21 protein-coding genes are annotated in these 22,588 nt (G+C 56.3%); 8 read left to right on the top strand and 13 right to left on the bottom strand.

Features of this window, described 5'->3' with window-relative positions; genetic code table 11:
* Position 1: 1 nt before the first annotated feature.
* The 3 genes from yidD to rpmH are packed head-to-tail and all read right to left on the bottom strand — an operon-like array spanning position 2 to position 718.
* On the bottom strand, positions 2-259 hold the full coding sequence (gene yidD / locus ACZYTD_RS13320) for a membrane protein insertion efficiency factor YidD (protein WP_463892699.1): 258 nt from the start codon (positions 257-259) through the stop codon (positions 2-4).
* On the bottom strand, positions 226-582 hold the full coding sequence (rnpA, locus tag ACZYTD_RS13315) for a ribonuclease P protein component (RefSeq protein WP_463892696.1): 357 nt from the start codon (positions 580-582) through the stop codon (positions 226-228). The genes yidD and rnpA overlap by 34 nt, the downstream gene beginning before the upstream one ends.
* Positions 575-718, bottom strand: a complete 144-nt coding sequence (gene rpmH / locus ACZYTD_RS13310; RefSeq protein ID WP_463892695.1) for a 50S ribosomal protein L34 — start codon at positions 716-718, stop codon at positions 575-577. Before rpmH ends, rnpA begins: the two co-directional genes overlap by 8 nt.
* A 536-nt stretch (positions 719-1,254) precedes the next feature.
* On the opposite strand from rpmH, the gene dnaA reads away from it, so the two are divergent.
* From dnaA to gyrB, 4 genes are read left to right on the top strand one after another with little or no spacing between them, the layout of a single operon-like run.
* The gene (gene dnaA / locus ACZYTD_RS13305) at positions 1,255-2,628 is read left to right on the top strand and encodes a chromosomal replication initiator protein DnaA (protein ID WP_463892693.1); all 1,374 of its coding nucleotides are present in this window, start codon (positions 1,255-1,257) and stop codon (positions 2,626-2,628) included.
* Positions 2,629-2,643: 15 nt separating this feature from the next.
* On the top strand, positions 2,644-3,747 hold the full coding sequence (gene dnaN, locus ACZYTD_RS13300; protein WP_463892690.1) for a DNA polymerase III subunit beta: 1,104 nt from the start codon (positions 2,644-2,646) through the stop codon (positions 3,745-3,747).
* Between the two features lie 2 nt (positions 3,748-3,749).
* On the top strand, positions 3,750-4,859 hold the full coding sequence (gene recF, locus ACZYTD_RS13295) for a DNA replication/repair protein RecF (protein ID WP_463892688.1): 1,110 nt from the start codon (positions 3,750-3,752) through the stop codon (positions 4,857-4,859).
* On the top strand, positions 4,856-7,273 hold the full coding sequence (gene gyrB / locus ACZYTD_RS13290) for a DNA topoisomerase (ATP-hydrolyzing) subunit B (RefSeq protein WP_463892687.1): 2,418 nt from the start codon (positions 4,856-4,858) through the stop codon (positions 7,271-7,273). Before recF ends, gyrB begins: the two co-directional genes overlap by 4 nt.
* A 118-nt stretch (positions 7,274-7,391) precedes the next feature.
* Here the strand turns inward: gyrB and ACZYTD_RS13285 are convergent, their stop codons facing one another.
* From ACZYTD_RS13285 to glyQ, 3 genes are all read right to left on the bottom strand, one after another.
* Complete coding sequence (locus tag ACZYTD_RS13285; RefSeq protein WP_463892686.1) at positions 7,392-8,636, bottom strand: valine--pyruvate transaminase; 1,245 nt, start codon at positions 8,634-8,636, stop codon at positions 7,392-7,394.
* A gap of 250 nt (positions 8,637-8,886) precedes the next feature.
* A complete protein-coding gene (glyS, locus tag ACZYTD_RS13280) occupies positions 8,887-10,956 on the bottom strand; it encodes a glycine--tRNA ligase subunit beta (RefSeq protein ID WP_463892685.1) in 2,070 nt (689 codons plus the stop codon).
* A gap of 2 nt (positions 10,957-10,958) precedes the next feature.
* Positions 10,959-11,870, bottom strand: coding sequence for a glycine--tRNA ligase subunit alpha (gene glyQ, locus ACZYTD_RS13275; RefSeq protein WP_463892684.1), 912 nt, complete (start codon positions 11,868-11,870; stop codon positions 10,959-10,961).
* Between the two features lie 180 nt (positions 11,871-12,050).
* Between glyQ and ACZYTD_RS13270 the strand changes: the two genes are divergently transcribed.
* Together ACZYTD_RS13270 and zntB are read left to right on the top strand one after the other, a co-directional pair.
* Positions 12,051-12,641 (top strand): DNA-3-methyladenine glycosylase I, encoded by a 591-nt coding sequence (locus ACZYTD_RS13270; protein ID WP_463892681.1) that lies wholly within the window; start codon positions 12,051-12,053, stop codon positions 12,639-12,641.
* Entirely contained in the window at positions 12,641-13,603 is a 963-nt protein-coding gene (gene zntB / locus ACZYTD_RS13265; protein WP_463892882.1) for a zinc transporter ZntB, read from the top strand. The genes ACZYTD_RS13270 and zntB overlap by 1 nt, the downstream gene beginning before the upstream one ends.
* Before the next feature lie 12 nt (positions 13,604-13,615).
* On the opposite strand, the gene tusA is transcribed toward zntB, so the two are convergent.
* The 7 genes from tusA to fadB all read right to left on the bottom strand — a co-directional run bounded on the left by tusA (position 13,616) and on the right by fadB (position 21,086).
* Positions 13,616-13,861, bottom strand: a complete 246-nt coding sequence (tusA, locus tag ACZYTD_RS13260; protein ID WP_463892679.1) for a sulfurtransferase TusA — start codon at positions 13,859-13,861, stop codon at positions 13,616-13,618.
* A gap of 65 nt (positions 13,862-13,926) precedes the next feature.
* A complete protein-coding gene (locus ACZYTD_RS13255; RefSeq protein ID WP_463892677.1) occupies positions 13,927-14,136 on the bottom strand; it encodes a hypothetical protein in 210 nt (69 codons plus the stop codon).
* A gap of 104 nt (positions 14,137-14,240) precedes the next feature.
* On the bottom strand, positions 14,241-15,476 hold the full coding sequence (locus ACZYTD_RS13250; RefSeq protein ID WP_463892676.1) for an ABC transporter substrate-binding protein: 1,236 nt from the start codon (positions 15,474-15,476) through the stop codon (positions 14,241-14,243).
* 1 nt (position 15,477) lies between these two features.
* A complete protein-coding gene (locus tag ACZYTD_RS13245) occupies positions 15,478-16,944 on the bottom strand; it encodes an ATP-binding protein (protein WP_463892675.1) in 1,467 nt (488 codons plus the stop codon).
* Positions 16,934-17,644, bottom strand: a complete 711-nt coding sequence (locus tag ACZYTD_RS13240) for a response regulator (protein WP_463892672.1) — start codon at positions 17,642-17,644, stop codon at positions 16,934-16,936. The genes ACZYTD_RS13245 and ACZYTD_RS13240 overlap by 11 nt, the downstream gene beginning before the upstream one ends.
* 131 nt (positions 17,645-17,775) lie before the next feature.
* Positions 17,776-18,939, bottom strand: coding sequence for an acetyl-CoA C-acyltransferase FadA (gene fadA / locus ACZYTD_RS13235; RefSeq protein ID WP_463892670.1), 1,164 nt, complete (start codon positions 18,937-18,939; stop codon positions 17,776-17,778).
* 11 nt (positions 18,940-18,950) lie between these two features.
* Positions 18,951-21,086 (bottom strand): fatty acid oxidation complex subunit alpha FadB, encoded by a 2,136-nt coding sequence (gene fadB / locus ACZYTD_RS13230; RefSeq protein ID WP_463892667.1) that lies wholly within the window; start codon positions 21,084-21,086, stop codon positions 18,951-18,953.
* A gap of 143 nt (positions 21,087-21,229) precedes the next feature.
* Between fadB and ACZYTD_RS13225 the strand changes: the two genes are divergently transcribed.
* Both ACZYTD_RS13225 and hemG read left to right on the top strand, forming a co-directional pair.
* The gene (locus tag ACZYTD_RS13225; protein ID WP_463892666.1) at positions 21,230-21,865 is read left to right on the top strand and encodes a YigZ family protein; all 636 of its coding nucleotides are present in this window, start codon (positions 21,230-21,232) and stop codon (positions 21,863-21,865) included.
* Complete coding sequence (gene hemG, locus ACZYTD_RS13220) at positions 21,866-22,408, top strand: menaquinone-dependent protoporphyrinogen IX dehydrogenase (RefSeq protein ID WP_463892664.1); 543 nt, start codon at positions 21,866-21,868, stop codon at positions 22,406-22,408.
* Positions 22,409-22,588 lie beyond the last annotated feature (180 nt).

Genomic DNA, 22,588 nt, shown 5'->3' with positions numbered 1-22,588 from the left:
GTTAGTTTCTTCGCTTCTTCGGCTTGGGTTGCGGGACCGGGTCATAGCCCCCTGCGTGTAAGGGGTGACATTTTAATAGACGTTGAGTGCCTAACCAAACGCCTTTTATGAGACCGTGCAGACAGATTGCTTCAATGGTGTAGTGCGAACAGCTGGGATGGAAGCGACAACGAGGCCCCAGCAGAGGACTGATGGCCAGCTGATAGAGTTGAATCAGCTTAACGGCTAGCCATTGCAGCGGCGTGACAGGGTGCGCCATAACTTATCCAGCAGTTGGCTGATCTCGGCATTGCTTAGCTTGCCGATACCGGCTTTGGCAATGACAACGATATCGATGGCGGGTAACTCATGCTGCTTGTGTCGGAAGCTCTCGCGAGTCAGACGCTTGATGCGGTTTCGCCATACGGCTCGTTTCAGCACTTTTTTCGGCACGGTAAGACCGAGGCGAGGATGCTCGAGGGTATTGGCTTTGGCAAGGAGTGTCAGATGAGGAGATGCGGCCCGGACAGGCTCATTGAAGACATTTTTAAAATGTTCGGGAGTTAACAGACGTAACTCCCGGGGGAAGGTGTGATTAGCCATTCACAGTGGTCAGGCGAGCACGACCTTTTGCACGACGGCGAGCCAGAACCGAACGACCATTCTTGGTGGCCATACGGCTGCGGAAACCGTGGTTACGAGCGCGCTTCAGTACTGAAGGATTAAAAGTACGTTTCATAGCATTATCCGTTGATTTAACTATACAGTTGGATAGTCCCGCACACCGATGTATCCGATGCTCTGTCAGGACGACCTCACAAAAAGAGGCCGAATTCTAAACAGAATACGGTGTCACGTCAATCTGCGGGGGCGGGGAGTTCATCCTTACCCACATCGGGTCGAGCAGGCAAGAACCCCATCCCCAAGGATCCTGCTGGATCAGGGCGTAGCATTATACCTAGCCTTGATGCGCTGACAAGGCCAGGATCCCGGGATCTTCACGGTTTATTTTACCTGACCGCGAACCGTGGTTCTGCCTGGCGACGTGGGCTGACAAACCGATGCTGCTCCTATGGCCAGCAACGCCACGCAATATGCAGGATCCGGGGTGTTGATAACATGTGTATAAATTAGGCATGCTTTGCAAAATTGTACACAGAGATCCGAAAAGTCAAGCCGGATATTTGGTAAGATCCCCCTGTGTGATCTGGCGATCCTGAGGCCAAAAAAGTAGAATAGCCGGTCTTGGATCGACCATACCATTTGGAGTGTACTGTGACAGCTTCGCTATGGCAGCAATGCCTGAACCGGCTGCAAGATGAGTTGCCTTCGGGAGAATTCAGCATGTGGATCCGGCCGCTACAAGCGGAGTTAGGTGACAAGACGCTCACTCTCTATGCCCCGAATCGTTTCATTCTGGATTGGGTTCGCGACAAGTATCTATTGCGGATCAATGTATTGATCTCCGAATTCTGCGGATCTGATGCCCCTGTGCTGCGTTTTGATATTGGCAGCCGGACGCCAACCTCGGCGCCGCTTGTTAATAAGCCGGTACAGGGACGAGTTGCCCCGGTCGCCAGTGGTCCCAGTTGGGGCGACAAGCCTGACAGCAAGCCCGAGATCAACCACAAGAGTAATGTGAATGTCACCTACACCTTCGACAACTTTGTTGAGGGTAAGTCCAACCAACTGGCGCGCGCCGCGGCCAGTCAGGTGGCAGATAACCCAGGCACCGCTTACAACCCCCTGTTTTTGTATGGCGGCACTGGCCTGGGTAAGACCCACTTGCTCCATGCGGTGGGCAATGCCATTAAGCAGCGCAATCCTGATGCCAAGGTGGTCTACATGCACTCCGAGCGCTTCGTTCAGGATATGGTCAAGGCGTTGCAGACCAATGCTATCGAAGAGTTCAAGCGCTACTATCGCAGTGTCGATGCCCTGCTGATCGATGATATTCAGTTCTTCGCCAACAAGGAGCGCTCACAGGAGGAGTTTTTTCACACCTTCAATGCGCTGCTGGAAGGCAACCAGCAAATCATCCTCACCTCGGATCGCTATCCCAAGGAGATCGTTGGGGTCGAGGATCGCCTGAAGTCCCGCTTTGGCTGGGGGCTGACCGTCGCCATTGAGCCGCCGGAGTTGGAGACTCGTGTCGCCATTCTGATGTGTAAGGCTGAGGAGAGCAAAATCCACCTGCCAGATGAGGTGGCCTTCTTCATCGCCAAGCGCTTGCGCTCTAATGTGCGTGAGCTGGAAGGGGCCCTCAACCGGGTCATTGCCAATGCCAACTTTACCGGTCGTGCCATCAACATAGATTTTGTGCGCGAGGCGCTGCGGGATCTGTTGGCCCTGCAGGAGAAATTGGTCACCATCGACAACATCCAGAAGACGGTGGCCGAGTATTACAAGATCAAGGTGGCGGACCTGCTCTCCAAGCGCCGTTCTCGTTCCGTGGCGCGTCCACGCCAGTTGGCCATGGCTCTGGCCAAGGAGCTGACCAACCACAGTCTGCCGGAGATCGGTGATGCCTTTGGTGGTCGCGACCACACGACCGTGCTTCATGCCTGCCGCAAGATTGCCTCATTGCGGGAAGAGAGCCACGACATCAAAGAAGATTACTCCAACCTGATCCGCACCCTGTCGTCCTGATAACGGAGAGATTCGATGCAATTTGCCATCAATAGAGAGACTCTTTTGCGTCCCCTTCAGCTGGTGTCGGGTTCCCTTGGTGGACGTCCCACACTGCCGATCCTCTCCAATGTGTTGCTGGATGTCTCCGGGCAGCGCCTCTCCATGACCGGCTCGGATCTGGAAGTGGAGATGATAGGGCGGGTGGTGCTAGAGGGGCAGGCCATAGCAGGCCGTACTACTGTGCCAGCGCGCAAGTTGCTGGATATCTGCCGGGGGTTACCGGATTCCGCTGAGATTACTTTTTTGCTGGAAGGGGAGCGCTTGATCCTGCGCTCGGGACGTAGCCGCTTCTCACTCTCGACCCTGCCGGCCAATGAGTTTCCCAACATCGAAGATTGGGAGTCTTTGCTGGAGTTTGACATCAGCCAACTGGAGCTCAAACGCCTCATCGAATCCACTCTGTTTTCCATGGCCAGCCAGGATGTGCGTTACTATCTCAACGGCATGTTTTTTGAAACCAGTGGCCGCAGCCTGCGCACAGTGGCCACAGATGGCCACCGTCTGGCGACCTGCTGCCGAGCAGTCGTGGAGCAGGAGCTGCCGGAACAGCAGCTCATCCTGCCTCGTAAGGGGGTGCTGGAGCTGGTGCGTCTGCTGGAGAATGATGATAAACCCATTCGTCTGCAGATGGGCCGCAACAACCTGCGGGCTGTCTCCGAGGGCTTTGTCTTTACCTCCAAACTGGTGGATGGTCGCTTCCCTGACTATCGCCGGGTCATGCCGCGCAACACAGATAAAACTGTGTTGGCCGATCGCGAGGGGTTGCGCCAAGCCTTCGCTCGCGCCGCCATTCTCTCCAATGACAAGTTGCGTGGCGTGCGTCTGAACTTGCAGCCCGATCTACTGCGCATCACAGCCAATAACCCTGAGCAAGAAGAAGCGGAAGAGTTGCTGGATGTGACTTACACAGGTCCCGAATTGGAGATTGGATTTAACGTCTCCTATGTGCTGGACGTACTGAATACGTTAAAATGTGAGCAGATCAAGTTCAGCCTTACCGATGCCAACAGCAGTGCCTTGCTGGAGGATGCCAGCAGTGATGCCGCGCTTTATGTGGTGATGCCGATGCGGCTTTAACCATGGCGTTGCTCCGGTTACAGATCCAGGATTTTCGTAATATTCAGCAGGCGGAGTTGAGCCCGGGTAGCGGGCTCAATGTGTTGCTGGGCCGCAATGGTAGCGGTAAGACCAGCCTGTTGGAGGCCATTCACTATTTGGGGCTGGGGCGTTCATTTCGTACCCACTTGACCAATCGAGTGATAGGTCATGGTGAGAAGGCCTTTACTCTGTTTGCTCAGGTGGCGACCCCTAACTACGGCCAACTGCCCTTGGGGTTATCCAAGAGCCGTGCGGGTGATACCCAACTCAGGCTGGGTGGCCGCCCCGCCGAGCGTCTGGCTCAACTGGCTGAATTATTACCCTTACAGCTAATCCATCCGGAAGGCTTCAGTCTGTTGACCGGGGGACCACAGCAGAGGCGAGCCTTTATCGATTGGGGCGTGTTTCACGTGGAACGGAGCTTTTTCCCGCTCTGGAGCCAGGTCCGCCGTCTGTTGAAACAGCGTAATGCCCTGCTACGGCAAAGCAGCAGCTATGCTCCCCTGGCATTCTGGGATCAGGAGCTGGCACGGTTAGGGGCTGACTTGGCTCAGCATAGGCAGAACTACTGCGAAGCACTCTTGCCCCTGTTGCAGGAGATCACCGCAGATTTTTTGCCTGAATATGAGTTTCGCATCGGCTTTTATCCTGGCTGGGACCGCCAACGCCCCTTGCTGGAGTTACTGCAGGAGGGGTTTGAGCGCGACCGATTGATGGGGCATACCGCCATCGGTCCGCATAAAGCCGATTTGAGGCTGAAAGTGGGAGGGGTTCCGGTACAGGATCTGCTCTCCCGTGGTCAACTCAAGTTGTTGGTCTGTGCAATGCGCCTGGCCCAGGGGCAGTTCTTGAACCAACAGGGTGAGCGGCAGTGCATTTTTTTGATTGACGATTTTGCCTCTGAGCTCGACTCAGAGAAACGGCGTCTGCTGGCACACCGCCTGAAGCAGTGTGCAAGTCAGGTCTTCATCACCGCGATTGATGAGGCGCCATTGGCCGACATGATGTCGGAACTCGAGTGCCATCTGTTTCACGTGGAACAGGGCGCTATCACCGAATATCCAGCACGAGAGAGCGAGAGTAAGAGATGAGCGAAAAAACTTACGACTCTTCGAATATTAAGGTATTGAAGGGGTTGGACGCCGTTCGTAAGCGTCCCGGCATGTATATCGGTGATACCGATGATGGCTCTGGTCTGCACCACATGGTGTTCGAGGTGGTTGATAACTCCATCGATGAAGCCTTGGCGGGTTACTGCAGCGATATCCTGGTCAAGATCCACGGTGATAACTCAGTCTCCGTCCGCGATAACGGCCGTGGTATCCCGGTCGATATCCATGAGGAGGAGGGGCGTTCCGCTGCAGAAGTCATCATGACCATACTGCATGCCGGTGGTAAGTTCGACGACAACTCCTATAAGGTCTCTGGTGGTTTGCACGGTGTGGGTGTCTCTGTAGTGAATGCCCTCTCCGACAAACTGCTGCTGACCATTCGTCGTGGTGGCCATGCCTATGAGCAGACCTATCACCTGGGTGACCCGGAAGCGCCGCTCCGGCCGATTGGTGACTCGGATCAGACTGGTACCGAAATCCGTTTCTGGCCAAGCCCGACCATCTTCACCAACATCGAGTTTCATTACGAGATACTGGCGAAGCGCCTGCGAGAACTCTCCTTCCTGAACTCGGGTGTTTCTATTCGTCTCGAGGACGAGCGCGATAATCGTGAGCAGCATTTCCATTACGAAGGGGGTATCCGCGCCTTCGTTGAATACCTGAACCACAACAAGACGCCTATCCATCCCAAGGTGTTCTACTTCTCCCAGGAACGTGAAGATGGCATCTCGGTAGAGGTGGCCATGCAGTGGAATGATGCCTATCAGGAGAACGTCTACTGCTTCACCAACAACATTCCGCAACGGGATGGGGGTACTCACCTGGCCGGTTTCCGGGCGGCGTTGACGCGCACCCTGAATAACTACATGGACAAGGAGGGGTATAGCAAGAAGGCCAAGACGGCCACCTCCGGTGATGACGCTCGTGAAGGGTTAACCGCTGTGGTGTCGGTCAAGGTGCCGGATCCTAAGTTCTCCTCCCAGACCAAGGAAAAGCTGGTCTCTTCCGAAGTTAAAACCGCGGTTGAACAGTGCATGGCCGAGCGCCTGGATGAATATCTACTGGAAAACCCGGGTGATGCCAAGGTGGTGGTGAGCAAGATCATAGACGCAGCTCGAGCGCGTGAAGCGGCCCGTAAGGCCCGCGAAATGACTCGCCGCAAAGGGGCGTTGGATCTGGCTGGCTTGCCTGGCAAGCTGGCGGATTGCCAGGAGCGGGATCCCGCGCTTTCTGAACTCTATATCGTGGAAGGTGACTCGGCGGGTGGCTCCGCCAAGCAGGGTCGTAATCGTAAGAATCAGGCCATACTGCCGTTGAAGGGTAAGATCCTCAACGTAGAGAAAGCCCGTTTTGACAAGATGCTCTCCTCCCAAGAAGTGGCCACCCTGATCACTGCCCTGGGCTGTGGTATCGGACGTGATGAGTACAACCCGGATAAGATGCGTTACCACAATGTCATCATAATGACCGATGCTGACGTGGACGGTGCCCACATTCGTACCCTGCTGCTCACCTTCTTCTACCGTCAAATGCCGGAGCTGATTGAGCGTGGCTACATCTATATCGCCCAGCCGCCGCTCTATAAGGTGAAGAAGGGTAAACAGGAGCAGTACATCAAGGATGAAGATGTCTTGGTGCAATACCAGACTACACTGGCTCTGGATGGTGCCTCCGTCCATGTCAACGAGTCCGCCCCGGGTATAGGGGGGGAACAGTTGGAGCGGTTGGTACTGCAGTATCGCACTGTGCAGAGCCTGATTGGCCGCATGTCCCGCCGCCTGCCAGAGGCGGTATTGACACAGCTTATCTATCAGCCCGTTCTGACTAATGATCTGTTGTCTGACGAGGAGCAGGTCAAGGCCTGGACAGCCAAGTTGCAGCAGGTGCTGTTCGATCAAGGAACCAATGGTTCCCAATTCGCCATAGCCGTAGAACATAATGTAGAGCGCCAGGTATACCTGCCCGTGGTCAGCCTGCGTCAGCATGGTGTCGATCACAAGTATCACCTCAGCTACGATTTGCTGAACTCTAATGAGTACAAGCAAATTGTGACCTTGGGTGCTCAGATCGCCAACCTGATTGAAGAGGGTGGCTATGTGAAGCGTGGTGAGAAGGTTAAACCGATTGCCAACTTTGATGAGGCCATCAGCTGGTTGGTCGATGAAGGCAAGCGTGGCGTCTATATCCAACGCTATAAAGGGCTGGGTGAAATGAACCCGAGTCAGTTGTGGGAAACGACCATGGATCCGACCACTCGCCGTATGTTACGTGTCACCATTGACGATGCCATCTCCGCCGATCAGCTCTTTGCCACCCTGATGGGGGATGCAGTAGAGCCGCGACGCGAGTTTATCGAGACCAATGCACTGCGAGTTGCCAACCTGGATTACTAATATTGGGTTGCCAGCGGCAATAAAAAAGCCAGTCAGAGATGACTGGCTTTTTGTTTCACGTGAAACAGTAAAGGCACTTAACGGCGTCAGTTAACGGGCAGGCTGTGTTGCTGAACGACTAGAGATAATGAGAGATAACCTGGCTCAGTATGGCGATCCCTTGACGAACCTTGGCCTCATCCTGGGCATAGTTGAGACGCAGGCACTGGTATTGATGCGGCCATTGGGTATCTCTGATCCCGGGGAAGAAGTAGTGACCAGGTACTATGATGAGCCCCTGTTGCTTTAGCTCCTCATATAGGGCTTGGCTATGAATAGTAAGACCATCAAACCAGAGCCAGAGGAAGAGGGCGCCCTCTGGTTTATGGATACGCATCCGCGGGTTTGGGATCGCCTCCTGCAGCCACTGAACGGCCTGCTTGGCCTTAGCTTCATAGAAGGGTCGGATCACTTTTTCGCTGAGTTCGATAATCTTACCGCTCTCAACCCAACGCTGAACCATGAGGGGGCCGACGCCGCCGGGTGCCAGATTGATGATACCCGAGAGATTGCCCATGGCCTGGATAAGTGCCTCCGAGCCTATCACTATGCCACAGCGGGTGCCGGGCAGTCCCAGCTTGGAAAGGCTCATACAGAGTATGGTGTTCTCGTTCCAGAAGGGCTTCACCTCGGTGAATATGATATTGGGGAAGGGGGTGCCATAGGCATTATCGATGAGCAGAGGTATCCCCTTGGCGCGGGCTATCTCATCCAGGTGATAGATCTCCTCATCGGTCAGCACATTGCCCGTTGGGTTGGTAGGGCGTGACACACAGATGAGGCCTATGTCATCACCCACTTCCAGCTCGGCGAAGTTGACGCGATACTTGAAGAGTCCACCCTCTAACAACTCAATGTTGGGCTTACAGGCCACAAACATCTCTTCGCACAGGGCAGAGTCAGCGTAGCCGATATATTCAGGCGCGAGCGGGAAGAGTACCTTCTTGCGTTGGCCACCGGCAAACTCACCCGCCAGCAGGTTGAACAGATAGAAGAAGGCGGTCTGACTGCCGTTGGTGAGGGCTATGTTCTTCGCCGTGATATTCCAGCCATATTCCCGCTTGAGCAGCTCAGCTAGCGCCTGGGTGAAGCTATCCCGGCCTTGAGGGCCGTCATAGTTGGCCATCGCTTTCAGTAGTTCACCCTGGTGCAAAAGGTGCTCAGCCTCGGCAGTAAACTCCTCGGTCATGGCGGGAATGGCGGCCGGATTCCCCCCTCCCAGCATGATGGCATCGGGGTTGAGTAACCCCTGATTCAGATCCTCCATGAGCTGGGTGATACCGGCGTGACGGGTGAATTTAGAGCCAAATTGGGAAAAGTGCATATCAGAGTGTCCAAACGCGATAGCAGAACGCGGCCTGCGGTAGATGAAGGTAGGGGCTCGGTTTTAACCCTTTTAGCCAAGAGTCTAGTGAGATAGTGAACAAGCCTTGTTTCACGTGAAACAGCCTAACTCGTTAACCTAGGATCTTGAGCGGGGAATATTCTAATCTTAGGTCAGGTGCTGAACCATACGGCTAACCAAATAAAAAGACCCGGATTAACCGGGTCTCTCGTCAGCGCAAGGCTAGTCGTTACTTCTGCAGTAAGGAGATGTCAGCTATCTCCAGGAACAGATTACGCAGGCGTGAGAGCAAGGTCAGGCGATTGAGCTTGAGGGCTTCATCCTCGGCCATCACCATCACCTGGTCGAAGAAGCTGTCTACCACGTCACGCAGGCCGGCTAGGGCGGTCAGCGCGCTTTGATAGTCACCGGCAGCGAACAGCGGTGCCAGCTGATTTTCCAACTCGGCGACCTTGCTGGCCAGAGCGTGTTCCGCAGGGTCCTGCAACAGCTGGCTCTGCACGCTGGCATTTAGCTTGCCATCAAACTTGGCCAGTATGTTGGAGACCCGCTTGTTGGCGGCCGCCAGTGCTTCGGCGGCATCCAGAGTGCGGAAGTGGCTGACAGCCTTCACGCGCTTGTCGAAGTCGACAGGGCGAGTCGGGCGACGAGCCAGTACGGCCTGGACCACATCCACTTCAATGCCATCATCCTGATAGGCGGCGCGGAAGCGGGCCAGCATGAAGTCGATGACCTCATCGATCACCTTGGCATTGCTGATCTTGTTGCCATAGAGCTCGGCAGCCTTGGTCACCAACTCTACCAGATCCAGATCCAGCTGCTTCTCTACCACGATACGCAGTGTACCTATGGCGGCGCGGCGCAAGGCAAAGGGGTCTCTATCACCCTTAGGGGCTTGACCAATGCCGAAGATACCGACCAGAGAGTCGAGCTTGTCGGCGATAGCGACGGCACAGGCTACCAGGCCGCCCGGCAGGGCATCACCGGCAAAGCGTGGCATGTACTGTTCGTTCAGGGCAACCGCCACATCCTCGGCTTCACCGTCATGACGGGCGTAGTGCATGCCCATGACGCCTTGGGTGTCGGTGAACTCCATCACCATGTTGGTCATCAGATCGCATTTGGAGAGCAGGCCGGCGCGGGTTGCATGCTCCACATCGGCCTTGATGCGTGGCGCGATAAAGGCGGCCAGTTCGGCGATGCGCACTGACTTATCCTTCAAGGTACCCAACTGTTGCTGGAACAGCACGGTAGCCAGGCTCTCCAGACGCGCGGCCAACGGCTGCTTCTTGTCGGTCTTGAAGAAAAACTCGGCATCGGAGAGGCGCGGACGAACCACACGCTCGTTACCGGCGATGATCTGGCTCGGGTCCTTGGAGTCTATGTTGCTGACGAAGATGAAGTTCGGCATCAGCTTGCCGCTCTTGTCATAGACTGGGAAGTACTTTTGATCGCCCTTCATGGTGTAGACCAGCGCTTCGGCTGGCACAGCCAGGAAGCGCTCCTCGAAGGAGGCGGTCAGGATCACTGGCCACTCCACCAGAGAGGTCACTTCTTCCAGCAGAGCATCATCGATATCGGCAACCCCACCCAGATCGGCCGCCGCTTTGGCGGCGCCCGCCTTGATGAAGGCCTTACGGCGCGCAAAGTCGGCGATGACCATGCCACGTTCTTCGAGTATGCCTGGGTATTGGTCAGCATGTTCGATCTCGAACTGGGCTTCGCCCATGAAGCGGTGACCGCGCAGGATGCGGGCTGATTGCAGACCCAGCACCTCACCCGCTACCAGCTCACCCCCCAGCAACAGGCAGAGCGTGTGCACCGGACGCACAAACTGGGTACGCTCGGCCCCCCAGCGCATCAGCTTGGGGATTGGCAGCCCAGCCAGGGCAGTGGTCGTCATGGCAGCAATCAGCTGCTTGGTGGCTTGACCGGCAACAGTGGCTCGATGGATCAGCCATTCACCCTTGTCGGTCACCAGGCGCTCGGCCTGTTCCACTTCGATACCATTGGAGCGGGCCCAGCCGACAGCCGCCTGGGTTGGCTTGCCATCAACAAAGGCAGCACTGACGGCCGGACCACGTTTTTCGACCTGCTTGTCATGCTGAGTGGTTGCCAGCTGATGTACCTTCAACGCCAGACGGCGTGGAGCGGCAAACCATTCGACGCGCGCAAAGGCCAGTTCGGCCTTGGTCAATTCTTGGGTGAAATTCTCGGCAAAGGCTTCGGCCAGCTTGCGCAGGGCCTTGGGCGGCAGTTCTTCGGTGCCGAGTTCAATCAATAGATTCTCAGTTACCATGCTCACACCTTTTCCTTACACATCGGGAAACCCCGCGCTTCGCGGGCTGCGTAGTAGGCCTCGGCCACCGCCTTGGAGAGGGTGCGGATACGCAGAATATAGCGCTGACGCTCGGTGACAGAGATAGCATGACGAGCATCCAGCATATTGAAGGCGTGGGCCGCTTTCAGAATGCGCTCGTAGGCTGGCAAGGGCAGGGGTGTTTCCAGTGTCAGCAGATGCTGACACTCCTTCTCGCTCTGATCGAACAGCTGGAACAAGAAGGGCACATCGGCGTGCTCGAAGTTGTAGGTGGACTGCTCCACCTCATTTTGATGGAACACATCGCCATAGGTGATCTTGCCCAACGGCCCATCGGCCCAGACCAGATCATAGATGCTGTTCACGCCCTGGATATACATAGCCAGGCGTTCCAGGCCGTAGGTGATCTCCCCAGTGACCGGTGAACACTCCAGACCGCCTACCTGTTGGAAGTAGGTGAACTGAGTTACCTCCATACCGTTCAGCCAGATCTCCCAGCCCAGACCCCAGGCACCCAGGGTCGGGTTTTCCCAGTTGTCTTCGACGAAGCGGATGTCGTGCACCAGCGGGTCGAAACCCAGCTCGCGCAGGGAGCCCAGATAGAGCTCCTGGATGTTGGCCGGAGAGGGCTTGAGGATCACCTGGAACTGGTAATAGTGCTGCAGGCGGTTGGGGTTCTCACCGTACCGGCCATCGGTGGGACGGCGGGAGGGTTGAACATAGGCGCAGTTCATCGGCTCGGGGCCAATGGCGCGCAGAAAAGTCATCGGATGTGATGTACCGGCACCCACCTCCATGTCGAGGGGCTGCACAATGACGCAACCTTGCCTGGCCCAATAATCTTGGAGGGTCAGGATCAGTCCCTGAAAGGTCTTGATATCGAATTTTTGCATGATTTTGTTCGCGCGATAGGTTCAGTGCATACTGAGCGGAAATAAACCGCCAGAGTATAGCGCCTGCACTGTCGGGAATATAGGCTGAATTACCTTTGTCGCCATATCGTTACGGAAAAGTGTGCTTTTGCGTAGGGTTTATCGGTACGGTAGACGCTCAAGGTGAATGAGGAGAGGAAAATGCAAGGTCGTTGTCCCTGGGTGACCCAGGATGCTCAGTACATCGCCTACCATGATAGCCAGTGGGGGCGCCCGGTGAATGAGAGCCTGGAGTTATTCGAGAAACTCTGTCTGGATGGCCAGCAGGCGGGGCTCTCCTGGATCACTATCCTCAAGCGCACCGCCAGCTACCGCCAGGCCTTCGCTAACTTCGATCCGGTACGGATTACCGCCTTTACCTCAGAGGATGTGGCGCGGCTGATGCAGGACAAGGGCATTATTCGCAATCGTCTAAAAGTCGAGTCGATCATCAAAAACGCTCGCGCCTATCTGGCCATGGAGGCGGAGGGGATCGATTTTGCCGAATTTTTGTGGGGCTTTGTCGGTGGCCAGAGCCGTATCAATCACTGGGTCAGTATGAGTGAGGCTCCCACCTCAAGCCCGGAGTCTGATGCCATGTCCAAGGCCTTGAAAAAGCGAGGGTTCAGTTTTGTCGGCACCACCATCTGCTATGCCTTCATGCAGGCGGTCGGCATGATCAATGACCATGAAGTGGGATGTCCCTGTCATGCCGAGTGTGTCACCCTGGCCAAGCAGAAGGGGCGAGCATGATGCTACATCTGCCGACCGCGGCTGTGTTTGCGCTCAAGCTGGATGGTAAGGGGGGAGCCGACCCCCTATTGCCTGGGAGTGAGCTGCCGGAGGACGATGTCTGGATGCATCTGGACTATTCCTCACCTCATGTCTATGAGTGGATCAAGAGTACCCCGCTGCTGCCTGATGGGGTGCGGGACTCCTTGCAGGGGGATAGCAGTCGCCCCAAGCTGGTGAAAGCCAATGGCGGCATCTTGCTGACCCTGCGTTGTATCAACGCCAATGAGGGGCAGAGGCCGGATCATATGGTGGCTATTCGCTTCTATATCAGCGATCGCATCATAGTGTCGACTCGGCGCCGGCGGGTCCATGCGGTCGAGGCCATAGTCGAGGATTTGGCCAAGCGGATGGGACCCTTGAATACGGCAGACTGGTTAGTCGATCTCTGTGAGCACATCACGGAGCAGGCCGGGGATTTTATCGATGAGTTGCAGGAGAAGATTGCCCTGTTGGAGGAGCATCTGCTCAACGAACGAACCATAGATCGCGTGGATCTGGCAGATATGCGCCGCCAGTTGATCGTTTCGCGCCGCTATTTGGCGCCGCAGCGGGACCTGTTCAGTCGCCTAGCTAATGAAAAGGTGGGGTGGCTGGAGGCGGATGATCTGCGTCGACTGCAGGAGATAGCCGATCGGCTGGGGCGTTGGCTGGAAGATCTGGATGCCAGCATAGCCCGTACCTCGCTGTTGGCCGATGAGGTGAATGCTCGACTGACGGAGGCTATGACGCGACGCACCTATATCATGTCCATCATGGCCATGGTGTTTCTGCCTGCCACCTTCCTGACCGGGTTATTCGGTGTCAACCTGGGGGGGATCCCAGGGGGCGGATCCGAGATAGGATTTTTGGTTTTTGTCTCCTTGTTGATTGCGTTGATCAGTGGCTTGGCCACTTGGCTCTGGCGCCACCGTTGGCTCTGAGTTCACGCCGCGTCAGAGACCCTTGCGGATGAGATAGCGGTAGGGTTGCTCCGAGATATCACTGGCTAGCAGGGTGTGGTCCATGTGGCGGCAGAAGCTGGGGATATCGCGGGTGGTCGCCGGGTCATCGGCCAGGATCAGCAGGGTTTGCCCCTCCCGCATGGCGCGTACTGTTTTGCGTACCATCATCACAGGCTCAGGGCAACGCAGCCCTAACGCATCCAGTTGTTGGTCGGCTTGAGTATACAGATCGCTCATTATTTATCCTCATCTCGCCTGAGGGGGCTCATCATACCCATGGCTTGCGAAGAATCAAGCCATGGCTAGTTGTCTGACTTTGGCTTCCACAGGGCGGCATCGAGAATGGACCACAGATGGATGATCCAGCCCAGCATGATAAGCCATAACAGGGCGGCGAGGAGAAAATGTACCAGCCCCATCAGCAGACGTCCCTGCACTAGTTGGCCTAGCCCGGGAACAAATACGCTGCATAATGCGGCAATGACGTTGCCCGCAGAGCCTTGTCCTGTCATAGCGCTCTCTCCTCTTTTTTCACACTCTTACTAAGCGGCAGTTTATCACAGCTACTCGGCTCGAGTTTAATCTGGGTTAAACGGCCTGAGCGGCGCGGGGAGTATCACTCTGCATTTTGACTGCGTTGCATGGCTCGAACCCCCCGTGCCAGTTGTTCGGCGGCTTGTTTGGCATTGCCATTTGGGTCGGAAAAATAACTGGCGAGCAGATCAAAAATGGCTTGTTGGGTATAGGGGGGGATGGCCATACCTTCGGCCATGCTCGGGACTAGGTCCCCCTGACGAATGGCCAACTGCAGGGCATGGACTGATTCGATAGCACAAGGATCAAAACCCGTCAGCTCTATGCCGGGTTGCGTTGGAATGGAGCCCTTTTCCCGGTTGAATTCGCGCTGGAATTCACTATCCATGATGAGATCGGTCAGCGCGTCCTGGGCTTGGCTCTGGGCTGCCGACGTCTGCACAAATAGGCCAAGAGAGTCCAAGTTGTAACTGAATTTTCCGGCTGTGCCGGGCGCGGGCAGACAGCGCAGGCCCGGGGCGCCCTCTTCACTCTTCACCCAGTCGCCCATGATCTGCATGGCGGCTTGGCCGGTGAGAACCATGCGAGTTGCATCATGCCATTTCAGGCCAATATGATTGGCGGGCAGAAAGGCGCGCAGTTGATGAAAGCGACGTAATACCGCCTGCATTTTCGTGCCGCGCAGGGTCTCGTCATCCAGGTTAACGAATGCGCGCCGGAAGAAGTCACTGCCCCCTTCGCCCAAGGCAATGGATTCAAACAGTATGGCCAGCTGCCAGGGTTCATCCCCTATGGCCAAGGGCGTGATCCCGGCCTGTTTCAGTTGATTGGCAACCGTGATGAACGTCTCCCAGCTGTGGGGAGGCTCGAGCTGGAGACGAGTGAACACGGCTGGATTTGCCCAAAGCCAGTTCATGCGATGAATGCCGATGGGGAGACCAACGGGATGACCCTGATGGTTGAGGGTCGAGCTCACAAAGGGGTAGAGACGCAGATCCCATTGGTCACGGCGAGCCTGCTTACCCAAATCACGCATGAAGCCAAGCTGGGCCCAGGCATGGAGTTCCGCTCCCTTGAGGTGAGCCGCCTGAGGTGGGGTGCCAGCCAGAACCCGGCTGCGCAACACCAGCATGGCCGATTTGCCACCGCCACCTGCGATGGCTGAGTCCTGCCATTGGTTGCCCAGTGCTAGCCAGTGACTGCGCATTACCTGAGCGGCCTTGGCTTCACTCCCCGTGGTCCACCAGTGCAGCACCTCAATTTGATGGGCTGAGGTGGTGGCGGTCAGCAGCAGGATGAGGAGTGGGAGCAGGCGCATATCAATGCCTAGGCAGAGAGAGGACGGCTTGCAGCCCGCCCTGAGGACGATTTTCCAGCACCAGATCCCCGCCATGGGCGTGGGCTATGCTGCGGGCTATGCCCAGACCGAGTCCAGAGCCAGAAGGATCGTTGCTCAGGCGGTAATAGGGCTCAAAGATCTTCTCCAGCTGATCGGGTGGTAGACCTGGACCCTCGTCGATAAAGTAAAGAATGACGACTTCGGCCTCATCCACCTCCTCTATGTCATCCATGACTATGATGCGTACCCGCTGGCCATACTTGATGGCATTATCGGCCAGGTTACCTATGCAGCGTTTGAGGCCTAACGGCTTGCCGCGATAGGGTTTCTTGCAACGCCCCTCAATGCTCATCACCTGGTTACCCGCCAGGTTGTAGCCCTCGGCTATCTGCTCCAGCAACTGGTTGATATCAATTACTTCGATATTTTCATGAATGTCTGTGTCCTTGACGGTTTGCAGCGCCCCTTTGACCATCATCTCCAGATCATCCAGGTCCTTGTTGAACTTGGCGATCTGACTCTCGTTATCCAGCAGTTCAACCCGCAGGCGCAAGCGGGTGATAGGGGTCTTAAGATCATGGGAGATGGAGCTGAACAGACGCTCTCTATCATCGATATAGCGCCGGATCCGGTGCTGCATTATGTTGATCGCTCGGGTCACGGCCACGATTTCGCTGGCACCCTCTTCCGGCAGAGCGGGTTGATCTATGTCTTTGCCCAGGCTGACGGCGGAGCTGGCTAGCCGGCGCAGAGGACCCGTCTGCCAGCGTACCAGCACGAAGGTGAAGAAGAAGAGAATGGTCGTGAGCAGCAGAATGAAACGGATCTGATGGGGAGGTAGGGCCACCTCCTCCAGCGTCATATAGGGCGCTGGCAGCAGCGCGGCCAGGTAGAGCCATTCCCCCTCATCCAGCTGGATCTGGGTAACCAGTATGGGTGGGTTCAGTGGTTCCATCAACAGGGTGTTGTGGGTCCAGGTAGGCGGAATATCTGCCAATAGGGTTTGGTTATCAAAGAGATGCAGTTTGTCTGGATAGGAAAAATCCACTTTGAGTGTCAGGCCATAGCCCAGCCTGTGTTGCAGCACGTTACGCACCTCGTTGATCACCTGGCGTTTGCGACTGGAGTCAGAGATGCTGCTAATTTGGATTTCATGGCGGTTGAGGGAGACAAAGAAGCGGCTGCCCCCCATGTTGCGTAGCTGATCGAGGGCGACCTGGCGGTAGGCGGGGGGGAGAGAGTTAAAGAATCGAGCCGTGTCGGCGGCGGAGATGGCCAAGTTGCGGGTCGCGGCCAGCATGCCGTCGAGTTCATGTTTTTGCAGTTGCTGCACCCATAAACCGGAGAGCATGCTTTGAGCCAGCAGTATGGCCAGCAGTAGCAGCCATAACATGCGGGAGAGCAGTGAGCGGGGAACCAGCCAGGAGAGTAGGCGCTTAATCTTCATGATGGACTTCCGCGATCAGCATGTAGCCACTGCCGCGTATGGTCTTAATGATTCTTGGACTTTTGCCGTTATCGCCCAGTTTTTGGCGCAGACGGCTGATTTGTACATCAATCCCTCTCTCCATGGGCAAAGTTTCCCGCCCACGGGTGGCATCGCTGATGCTGTCACGATCCAGCACCTGCCCTGGGTGTTGCAGGAAGAGGGAGAGGAGCATGAAATCACTGCCAGTCAGATCCAGTTGGGTGCCATCATCGTGAATGAGGTGCTGGCTCAGGGTATCCAGTACCCAGTCCGCAAAGCGCAGGCGACGACCGCTCTCTTTTTCTGGTTGCCGGAATTCGGCGCGCCGTAGCAGCGCCTTGATGCGAGCCATCAACTCGCGGGGGCTGAAGGGTTTGGCAATATAGTCATCGGCCCCCAGCTCCAGACCTATGACGCGGTCCGCCTCATCCGATGCTGCTGTCAGCATTATGATGGGAACTTGTGAGTTGCGACGGATCTTCTGACAGAGATGAAAACCATCATCGCCAGGCATCATGATGTCCAGAATGATGAGGTCAGGGGTCGCCGTGGCCAGATGGCGATACATCTCGCCCCCTTCGGCGGCGACCAGCACATCGAAACCGGCTCGAGCCAGGTACTCCTGGAGTAACTCCCGGATCTCCTGGTCGTCATCGACGATAAGGATTTGTTTTCCCATCTTTTGCTCGGTCTCCTGATCAAGTGGGCAGATTGAACACATTTGTCAGTTAAAAAGCAAGAAATTGGCCGACAAGTTGTGAGAATGTGGCCGAGGTTAAGTCCGAAGGGGGGTCGACAGCCTGGCCAGGTTCAAACTCGTTCCAGTATGGTGGTGATCCCTTGCCCCAGGCCAATACACATGCTGGCCAGCCCCAGCGTGGCATCACGCTCTTGCATCAGATAGATAAGGCTGGTGAGGATGCGAGCCCCTGAACAGCCCAGGGGGTGACCCAGGGCAATGGCGCCGCCATTGAGGTTCACCTTCTCATCCCGTGTGGCGTCGAGTCCAAGATCCCGAATACAGGGCAGCGTTTGGGCGGCGAAGGCTTCATTGAGTTCGACTATCTCGATCTGTGCCATCTCCAGCCCCGCGCGTTGCAAGGCTTTACGGCTGGCTGGCACAGGGCCATAGCCCATGAGCGCCGGTTCACAACCGGCAACCGCCATGGCCTTTACGCGTGCCAATGGCACCAAACCCAACTCAGAGGCCCGTTGTGCCGACATGACCAACAGGGCGGCGGCACCATCCGATAGCGCCGATGCGCTACCTGCCGTGATAGTGCCATGTTGGGGATCAAATATTGGCTTGAGCGCCGCCAGGCTGGCTAAGGTGGCATCATGGCGGATCACCTCATCCGCGCTGACTTGTATCAGCGCGCCATCGGCATCGTGGCCCAGAAGGGGGATGAGCTGACGTGAGAAGGCACCACCCCGACTGGCCGCCGAGGCGCGCAGATGGGAGCGCAGGGCAAACTCATCCTGTTGCTGACGGCTGATGCCGTGGCGGCGCCCCAATAGTTCGGCTGTCATCCCCATTTGGGTTGACGCCAGCGCCATCTGCAGGGCTAGCCCAGGGTGAAAATCCACCCCCAGGGTCATGGGGATATGCCCCATATGCTCGACGCCCCCCACCAGACAGACATGGGCATCGCCCACCATGATGGCGCGGCAGGCATCGTGCAGAGCCTGCATGGAGGAGCCACAGAGGCGATTGACTGTGACACCCGCCACACTCACCGGCAAGCCAGCCAGCAGCAAGGCGTTACGGGCCAGGTTGAACCCTTGCTCCCGGGTCTGCTGTACACAGCCCCAGTAGACATCCTCAATTTCGCAGGGTGGAAGCGCACTGTTTCTTGCCAGCAGTGCCCGCATCAGCTCAGCGCTTAGGGTTTCGGCCCGTACCTGGCGGAAGGCGCCACTCTTGGAGCGAGCCATGGGGGTACGCACGGCATCGACTATCACTACGTCCTGCATCTGCCACTCCTTCAATAGAAGTATGTTCCGCTCGCAGCTCTTTGCCGCAGCTCAGCCGAGGGCCAGTAGAGGGGGCCAAGGTGAGCATAGGTTTCAACCGTGGAGAGCCACTCCGCCAACCCTTGCTGATCCAGATAACGGAATGGGCCACCACGGAAGGCGGGAAAGCCCAGGCCATGGAGCAGGGCCATGTCCCCCTCGGCGGGTGAGGCGATGATCTGCTCCTCCAGACAAAGCACCACCTCCAGTAGCAGGGGGATCATCATCTGCTGCTCTATCTCCTGATCGCTGCGCTCGGGTGTTGACTGGCCTGTTGCCCATGGCCAGGGTGCAGAACGGGCCTGCTTATGCTGTACGCCGGAGGCATCCCGGGAGTAGCGATAAAAGCCGATGTTACGCTTTTGACCTAACTCTCCAGCCGTAACGAGATGTGCCAGGGGATCGAGGCCGCTGGGCGCCATTCGACTGGGATAACCCGCGGCCATTATGGTTGTGGCCTGCTGGGCGGTATCCAGGCCTATCACATCCAGCAACCAAGCCGGGCCCATGGGCCAACCAAAGCTTTGCTCCATGACCCTATCTATCTGGTAAGGGTCCACACCAGTGGCTACCAGCCGGCGAAAAGCGGTGAGATAAGCAAACAGCACCCGATTGACGAAAAATCCCGGACAATCATTGACCACTATAGGCAGTTTGCCGAGGCTGAGCGCCAACTGACAAACCTTGGCCAGGGTTTGTGGCGAGGTGTGTGGCGTGCGGATCACTTCCACGAGACGCATCTTGGGCACAGGGTTAAAGAAGTGCATGCCGCAAAATTGCGTAGGTCTTTGCAATCCCTCGGCCAAGTACTGGATGGGGATGGTTGAGGTATTCGTGGTGAGGATAGCGTCGGGGGAGAGAGTTTGCTCCACCTCGGCCAGCACCTGGCGTTTGATCTCGGCCTGCTCGACAACGGCTTCGATGACCAGATCCAGTTGTGAAAACTCAGTGTAGGAGAGCGTAGGTGTGATGTCCGCCTGCAGCTTGGCGCATTCGTGGGGGCTCAGTCGCCCTCTTTCCCACTCATGGGTGACAAGACGGGCTAGCTCTTCCACTCCTCGGCTCAAGGCCGCAGGCTGGATCTCTTTAAGGTGTACCGGGATCTGATGGCGGGCACTCTGATAGGCGATCCCTGTGCCCATGATGCCGGCACCCAATACCGCTATGTGGGCCGGAGTCGTGACCCTGGGCATGGATTTAACGTGGTTTTTGCAGCCTTGTTCATTCAAAAACAGGCCGACTAGCGCCGTGGCTTGGGGGGTTTGGGTCAAGCTGATGAAATCGAGGCGCTCCAGCGCTAGCGCCGCATCCCGCGCCAGCTGGCGGCCGTTCATTATGGTGCGCAATGCTTGCAGGGGGGCCGGATAGAAGCCTCCGGTCTGCCCCATGATCTGGCTGGCCAGGCTCTGCTCACACAAGCTGGCTTCAATATTGGGAAGCGATAGGGGGGCCTGTTTCTGCTCTCGGCGTGCTTGCCAGGGGAGTTGCCCGCTAATGGCCCGGGTTAGCATATGCACTCCAGCGGTATGCAACAGGCTGCTAGGGACAATACCATCCAGAGCCCCTTGGGCGAGAGCCTGCTTGGCGCCCTGCTCCAGGCCTGTAGTGATCCAACGCAAGGCATGATCGCAGCCTATCAGGCGAGGAAGGCGCACTGTGCCCCCCCAACCAGGCATGATCCCCAATGTGGTCTCGGGTAGCCCCATAGTGACACTCTCATCGGCTAGGCGAAAATCGCAGCACAACGCCAGCTCACAGCCCCCTCCCAACACATGGCCTCGTAGCAGAGCCAGCGTTGGACAGGGCAGGGACTCTATGCGGTTGAACAGCGTCTGGATCTCGTTGAGCCAGGAGGCCAATTCGGCAGGCGGAAGCGCAAAGAGCGAGAAAAATTCGGTAATATCTGCGCCAACGATGAAGTGATTCTTGGCCGAGGTGATAAGCAGTCCCCGAAGTGAGGGGAGTGACTCGAGCAGGTTGAGCGCCTGCTTCAACTCGCAGAGCGTCTGCCTATCCAGTTTATTAACCGCTCCTGGTGCATCAAAGCGCAACTCGACAAAGTCGTCGGCGAGCTCGCTCATGATCAGCGAATCTGCTTTATAGAGCATGGTAACTCCCGGTTCGGGCCCAGAAGAGAAGAGGCTATGTAGAAACTATGGAAAGGGGGGATGATTATTGCCAACTTGTAATACAAAGATTTGTCTCCTCCCTATGGGGTTATAACTTGATAGCCAAGGAGTCCGTTTAATTAATGAAGGCGTCGAGAAATTTCCCGGTACCAGCCGCAGAACTGGAGTATGGCGAAGAGATAAAGAAGAGCCGTTTTCTGACGCAGCTTCGCCACACGGCTGGCAAGGTGGAGGCTAAAGCCTGGATAGCTCAGGTTCGGGCACAACATCCTCAAGCTCGCCACTGTTGTTGGGCGCATGTTGCCGGTGAACCTGGCGACGGACAGGCATACGGTTTTAGCGATGATGGGGAGCCTGCCGGCACAGCAGGTAAACCTCTGCTCAATCTGTTGCTGGGGAGTGGTTTTGGGCAGATTACGGTGATCGTGGTGCGCTACTATGGGGGGATCAAGCTAGGCACGGGAGGGCTGGTCCGGGCCTATGGCCATGGTGTCGCCGAACTGCTTAAACAGATGCCAACGCGTTGGGTGGTGGCCACCCAAGGCTTTGATGTGCGCTGCGGGTATGAAGATCTGGCACTTTGTCAGTGGGCTATGGACCTCGTTGCTTGCGAGAGTATCGAGGTGAGCTATGGTGAGCAGATCCGGCTACGAGGGCTATGCCCCTGCGATGAAATGTGCGAGTTTGAAACTGTACTACGTAATCGTAGCCATGGCCGGGTAGGAATAGAGTGGGTATCAGAGGAGCAGAAGAAGTAGATGGCAAGCTTATTAGTGCTCTATGCCAGTCATGAAGGGCAGACGCGTAAGATTCTCGGACATATGGTCAGCCAAGCTGCACATTGGCAAGTGGAGTGGGTTGAGTTAGGAGATGAACCGAGTCGCCCCTTGGTTGAGTACGACAAAATATTGATCGGTGCATCGATCCGCTATGGTCACTTTCCCAAGGCGCTGGACCACTTGGTTAAGCACCACGGAGCGCAGTTGAACCAACTGGATGCGGCATTTATTGGTGTTTGTCTGACGGCGCGGAAACCGGAAAAAAGTGAACCACATACCAACCTGTATATGCGCAAGTGGCTAGCGCGCTCGATCTGGCATCCCCGGCAGTGTGCTGTCTTTGCCGGTGCCTTACGTTACTCCCGCTATACCTGGTGGCAGACTCGTATCATCCAATTCATTATGTGGATGACCGGAGGCAGTACAGATAAGAGTCAAGATTTGGAGTTTACCGACTGGAATCGAGTCGATCATTTCACCACTCGCTTTCTTGGGGCCGCGCCACACCAGGGTTTAGAGTAGGTTTTGTATAGATTTACCGCACTGTGAAGCTATTTTGCGCGAATGGGGTTATTTTCACAAAAAGTCCTTGTCAGCGGAAATCATCTCCCTATAATGCGCCCTCATCGACGGACGACAAGTCCGGCAGCGTTGAAAGCAAAGCAAAAAATGCTTGACTGACAACGTGGGGTGCGTAGAATG

This window comes from Pseudaeromonas sp. HNCC25DJ180 (assembly GCF_055413345.1).
The sequence above is the reverse complement of the archived record's forward strand: the minus strand, read 5'-3'. Positions and strand labels throughout refer to the sequence as shown.

Bases quoted from the DNA above. Each gene is read 5' to 3' on its own strand.
- yidD (WP_463892699.1), bottom strand. From the start codon at position 259: ATGGCGCACCCTGTCACGCCGCTGCAATGGCTAGCCGTTAAGCTGATT.
- rnpA (WP_463892696.1), bottom strand. From the start codon at position 582: ATGGCTAATCACACCTTCCCCCGGGAGTTACGTCTGTTAACTCCCGAA.
- rpmH (WP_463892695.1), bottom strand. From the start codon at position 718: ATGAAACGTACTTTTAATCCTTCAGTACTGAAGCGCGCTCGTAACCAC.
- dnaN (WP_463892690.1), top strand. From the start codon at position 2,644: ATGCAATTTGCCATCAATAGAGAGACTCTTTTGCGTCCCCTTCAGCTG.
- recF (WP_463892688.1), top strand. From the start codon at position 3,750: ATGGCGTTGCTCCGGTTACAGATCCAGGATTTTCGTAATATTCAGCAG.
- gyrB (WP_463892687.1), top strand. From the start codon at position 4,856: ATGAGCGAAAAAACTTACGACTCTTCGAATATTAAGGTATTGAAGGGG.
- ACZYTD_RS13285 (WP_463892686.1), bottom strand. From the start codon at position 8,636: ATGCACTTTTCCCAATTTGGCTCTAAATTCACCCGTCACGCCGGTATC.
- glyS (WP_463892685.1), bottom strand. From the start codon at position 10,956: ATGGTAACTGAGAATCTATTGATTGAACTCGGCACCGAAGAACTGCCG.
- glyQ (WP_463892684.1), bottom strand. From the start codon at position 11,870: ATGCAAAAATTCGATATCAAGACCTTTCAGGGACTGATCCTGACCCTC.
- ACZYTD_RS13270 (WP_463892681.1), top strand. From the start codon at position 12,051: ATGCAAGGTCGTTGTCCCTGGGTGACCCAGGATGCTCAGTACATCGCC.
- zntB (WP_463892882.1), top strand. From the start codon at position 12,641: ATGCTACATCTGCCGACCGCGGCTGTGTTTGCGCTCAAGCTGGATGGT.
- tusA (WP_463892679.1), bottom strand. From the start codon at position 13,861: ATGAGCGATCTGTATACTCAAGCCGACCAACAACTGGATGCGTTAGGG.
- ACZYTD_RS13255 (WP_463892677.1), bottom strand. From the start codon at position 14,136: ATGACAGGACAAGGCTCTGCGGGCAACGTCATTGCCGCATTATGCAGC.
- ACZYTD_RS13250 (WP_463892676.1), bottom strand. From the start codon at position 15,476: ATGCGCCTGCTCCCACTCCTCATCCTGCTGCTGACCGCCACCACCTCA.
- ACZYTD_RS13245 (WP_463892675.1), bottom strand. From the start codon at position 16,944: ATGAAGATTAAGCGCCTACTCTCCTGGCTGGTTCCCCGCTCACTGCTC.
- ACZYTD_RS13240 (WP_463892672.1), bottom strand. From the start codon at position 17,644: ATGGGAAAACAAATCCTTATCGTCGATGACGACCAGGAGATCCGGGAG.
- fadA (WP_463892670.1), bottom strand. From the start codon at position 18,939: ATGCAGGACGTAGTGATAGTCGATGCCGTGCGTACCCCCATGGCTCGC.
- fadB (WP_463892667.1), bottom strand. From the start codon at position 21,086: ATGCTCTATAAAGCAGATTCGCTGATCATGAGCGAGCTCGCCGACGAC.
- ACZYTD_RS13225 (WP_463892666.1), top strand. From the start codon at position 21,230: ATGAAGGCGTCGAGAAATTTCCCGGTACCAGCCGCAGAACTGGAGTAT.
- hemG (WP_463892664.1), top strand. From the start codon at position 21,866: ATGGCAAGCTTATTAGTGCTCTATGCCAGTCATGAAGGGCAGACGCGT.